The organism is Bacillus sp. LR_5 (assembly GCF_042709275.1).
Map to the genome: position 1 here is coordinate 1 of NZ_JAVAXX010000413.1, position 4,069 is coordinate 4,069.

Here is a 4,069-nt window from a genome sequence, read left to right on the forward strand (position 1 = left end):
TCATGTCTCGGAATATCCCTCCAAAAATTTTTTAAGGTAATAAGAATACTGGTCTGTATCAAACTCGTTGCCGCATGCATGTAAGACCCAAGGCTCTTTCTGATGAGGGATGCCCACTATATATCCTTTTTTTCTGAACTCAAAACATTGAGAAGTATCATATAAATGCCATCCGTTAAAAATATCTTTTCGCCATGGAACATCGTACTGAGTCGCCAGTAATAAACCGTCTAATGCTTGAACTGCTTTCACAGTTTCATCAATTTCATCAAATAATAAATAGTTGTACGTGCTGCGGTATTCAATGACTTTTCCGGCTTTTTTAGAAGCCTCCCACCAAATCCCGCTTTGCGGCACTTCTTCAGCTCCTATAACGCCTATCATGCCAAGCTGATCATTGTGCTGAAAGACATGGAGAATATCATAAATGAAGGAACGATTGATGATAAATGTGTCCTGATGTAAATACACTTTATATTTTGAGTCAGAGTCCTCCATTGCCGCCTGGTAGCCGGACGCCATACTGTCTGCGTCTCGGATATTGATTAATTTTACCTTCATATGCGGCGGTACAGAAAGAGACTGAATATGTCTTAGACAGAGATCATAAAGGGTATCGTCATTCACACATGTAATGAAGCTAATTGAATTTTCGTTTGTATGCTGATTCATCTTTTCTCTGCCTTTATGACATATTGATAGGCTCTGGCCTCCTCCTCAAGATCTGCATGGTGAATTCCCATGCATGATCTGACATAAGCAAGTTTGCTGATCATTTTTTCATAATAATGAGTCGTAAAAACAATAGGCTCGATTTGGTTGATCTTGTAGCCTGTTTCATGAAACATCTTTTTCATTTCCTCCAAGGTGAAAAAACGGAAGTGTGTTTTATCGAGCAGCCCTGCCTGTATATACGTCCATTTGCCGGACAGCAGACTTTCGAAAATCGAGATATGTCCGATATTCGGGATGCTTGCCAAGATACTCCCTGTTTCTTTTACGTAAGGCTTGATGTTACCTAAAACTGCCCACGGGTCTATTAAGTGCTCCAGAACATCACCGAAGATAATGTGATCAAATGTGTTTTTTTGAAAAGGCAGCTTCAGTGTTTCAATGTCTCCCGTTATTACTTCGTCAATATAATGTGTTGCTTTTTCGGCAGCTGGTGGATAAGACTCGATCCCATAATAGGAGCAATTCGTTTTTTCCTTCACAGCTGCGCCAAACAAGCCTTCAGCACATCCGACTTCAAGAATGGTTTTCGCATGCGGTTCTATCAGATCAAATAGCTGCCAGTTGATGCCTTTGTAATACTCTTTATCTTTTAACTCATACTCTTTCATAGAATCAGCAAGTGAATTTTTATTGATTTCCATGATGTTCACTCCCGGAGCCGGTCTGCATCTTTAGAATATCTTCAAAATATTTTTTGTTGGCTAGCATTCTTGAATCATGGGGACGGTATTGCAATGCCGATTCATTATGCTGATAGGCAAGCTGATGCTGGCCGAGTTTATCGTAGCAGACGGCTAATTGCAGGTGGGGAAGCCAGGTCGCGCAGGCGCGGTTTTGAAAAGCCAGGTTTTCTGCTCCTTTGTTTTCTATTGCTTTTTCATACCAATAGACCGCACTTTGAAAATCGTTTTTTTCTAAAAAAGAGTATCCCAGCCTGCAGCAGGTTTCTGCTCTAGGCGGTCCATAGACGAGCGTGTGGAGCACCCAGCTTAATTCTTTTTCCTTCAGCCCCAGTGAATGGTAGCAGTCTGCTAATTTATTGCACGCTCTGATATTATCCTCTACCCATCCCTGCTTCGTTTGTAAAAAACGTAAATAGTACTCAATCGCTTGCTCCATTTTTCCGTGATCACACAACTCGTTCGCATAGTAAAATAAATCTCTTGGAGAAAAATCCTTTCCTGACGAGGCCATTTTTTCATAAATTCGGAGGTTGCGATCTGCGTCATGACTAAGTGGCAGGTGAGAAACCGCTGCATCACTGTGGTGAAGTTTCCCATATACTTCTAGGTATTCATGAACCGCGCCGATCCATTTAAAGCTCTTTTCCCGTTTTACGAGCCGGTATCTCCTTAAGCTGGATGTGACGTTATTTTCTTCATCAAAAGCCAAATGGTATTTCATTGAGACCGCGTCTATATCCGGATCAAGCGTTCTTTTTATATCCAATAACAGCTCTTGATCTTTCTTGGTAAACACGTCGTCGGCGTCAAGCCATAAGATATAGTCGGATGTCGCCTGCTGAAACGAAAAATTTCGGGCTGCCGCAAAATCGTCAATCCATTTAAAATCAAAGATTCGGTCTGTATAGCGAGCAGCAATGTCTTTCGTCTTGTCAACTGACCCGGTATCCACAATATTGATCTCATCAGCTATCTCCTGCACAGAATCTAAGCATCGGCCAATAACAGCCTCTTCATTTTTTACAATCATGCATAAACTGATTGAAATCACATCGCCACCTCCGTTTTATTCTGTTTTTTCTTTATGGCATGGACAAACATGTAATCAATATGGGCATGTTTTGACAAGTGATCCAAAGACAAACCAAATTGCCCGGCAAGGAATTGAAGTTCTTGTAAAAAGAGCTGTATGTTTGATTCAGTATCGGAGGAATGGGAGGTGATGGATTTTATGTCATAAAGATATTCAGGAAATAGGGTATTTACGTTGCGAGGTGTGATGAAATGTGTGTACGTCGATGCACCACATAATAAAGAGAAAAATGTATCTGCATAGGCAGTATTTGGGATGCTGCAAATCAGCGAGCCAGAAGGCTTTAGATAAACGGCAAGAGTCTCAATTGTATGTCTGGGATTTTTTGAGCAGTTTAAAAGGTCATCGATCAAAATGACATCGAAAAAGGACTCAGGGTAAGGGAGGTCGCATGTTTCCACATCTGCCGAAATGACTTGTTCGTAATAGGGGCTTGCAATGGTCTGTAATAACTCATCCTTTTCAATCCCATACAATAAACAGGATTGCCGGTTCAAAAGCTCTGTCCCCGCAGCTCCCGTGCCGCAACCGATATGTAAGATAGAGTCGGCTTCCGCTGGCACAAGTGCTGTCAGCTGGGGCTGGGAGTCAAAGAATGTTGTTACATCCACCTTCCATTTATCGATGAAGCGTTGCCGGTTTTCTTCGTATAATTGACTGATGCTTAAATCTGGATTGCCTGTAAACGTGGCATGACCGTGATGGTGGACAAACGAATCAAGAGCGATTTTTAGCTGATACCCCGCTTGCAGTACGCGGAGGCTTAAATCATCATCTTCAAATGAACCGCCTACAAAACGTTCATCAAAACCGCCAACTTGATCCAACACCTTCTTTTTGACAAGCAGGCAAAATCCGACCAGTCTCAATACAGCTTTTGACCTGCCTCGCTGCTGCAAACAGTAAAGACGAGAAAAATCTTCAATTTCTTCAACGTTTGTATAGTTAACGGGAACTTGCTGCGGACCGCTGACATAATTGCTTACAGGCCCGACCATGCCGATTTTATCATCCTGATAAAGCAGCTTGATCATTGGCTCCAGCCATTGATTTGTTACAACAGTATCATTGTTTAAAAAAAGAATATTGTCCCCTGAGGCAGCTTCAAGGCCCTGATTACAGGCTTTTGCGAAGCCTTCGTTCGTTTTATTAAAAATCGCTTTAATTGAAGTTATCTGTTTGAGGTAGTCACGTGTACCGTCATGAGAGCCGTTATCTATAACAATTACTTCTATACAGTCATTATTCGTATGCTTCCATATGCTCTCCAAGCATTGTTTTGTTAAAGCTAATTGATTATAAGTCAGAACAATAATACTCGTTTTCACTATAACCTCCGCCCTTCGCCATATCATTCGGATACTATATGTATATCGTAATGTTCAGACGGAATGATTCTTTCCTGTAAAAAGGAGAATGCTGCTTAAACGTAAAAATGTGAATGGTTTTTTAAAGAAAAAGTCGATGAATTTGTTTTACATTTAGTTTTCCCTTAAGGGGATCAACAAGGTTGGGGAATTCAGGGGAATAGGGATGAGAAGTTGCCTTAACCAGTTTG

4 protein-coding genes are annotated in these 4,069 nt (G+C 41.3%); all 4 read right to left on the reverse strand.

What is annotated here, in order from left to right; translation table 11 throughout:
* From RAC86_RS36005 to RAC86_RS36020, 4 genes are read right to left on the reverse strand one after another with little or no spacing between them, the layout of a single operon-like run.
* Window positions 1-672, reverse strand: coding sequence for a glycosyltransferase family protein (locus RAC86_RS36005; RefSeq protein WP_129138156.1), 672 nt, complete (start codon window positions 670-672; stop codon window positions 1-3).
* Window positions 669-1,376 carry a class I SAM-dependent methyltransferase gene (locus RAC86_RS36010; protein WP_212059439.1) on the reverse strand — a complete coding sequence of 236 codons (708 nt, stop codon included), beginning with the start codon at window positions 1,374-1,376 and terminating at the stop codon, window positions 669-671. The genes RAC86_RS36005 and RAC86_RS36010 overlap by 4 nt, the downstream gene beginning before the upstream one ends.
* The gene (locus tag RAC86_RS36015; RefSeq protein ID WP_377886719.1) at window positions 1,363-2,469 is read right to left on the reverse strand and encodes a tetratricopeptide repeat-containing glycosyltransferase family 2 protein; all 1,107 of its coding nucleotides are present in this window, start codon (window positions 2,467-2,469) and stop codon (window positions 1,363-1,365) included. The genes RAC86_RS36010 and RAC86_RS36015 overlap by 14 nt, the downstream gene beginning before the upstream one ends.
* Window positions 2,466-3,866 carry a glycosyltransferase gene (locus RAC86_RS36020; protein WP_377886720.1) on the reverse strand — a complete coding sequence of 467 codons (1,401 nt, stop codon included), beginning with the start codon at window positions 3,864-3,866 and terminating at the stop codon, window positions 2,466-2,468. The genes RAC86_RS36015 and RAC86_RS36020 overlap by 4 nt, the downstream gene beginning before the upstream one ends.
* Window positions 3,867-4,069 lie beyond the last annotated feature (203 nt).

Bases quoted from the DNA above. Each gene is read 5' to 3' on its own strand.
- RAC86_RS36005 (WP_129138156.1), bottom strand. From the start codon at position 672: ATGAATCAGCATACAAACGAAAATTCAATTAGCTTCATTACATGTGTG.
- RAC86_RS36010 (WP_212059439.1), bottom strand. From the start codon at position 1,376: ATGGAAATCAATAAAAATTCACTTGCTGATTCTATGAAAGAGTATGAG.
- RAC86_RS36020 (WP_377886720.1), bottom strand. From the start codon at position 3,866: ATGATATGGCGAAGGGCGGAGGTTATAGTGAAAACGAGTATTATTGTT.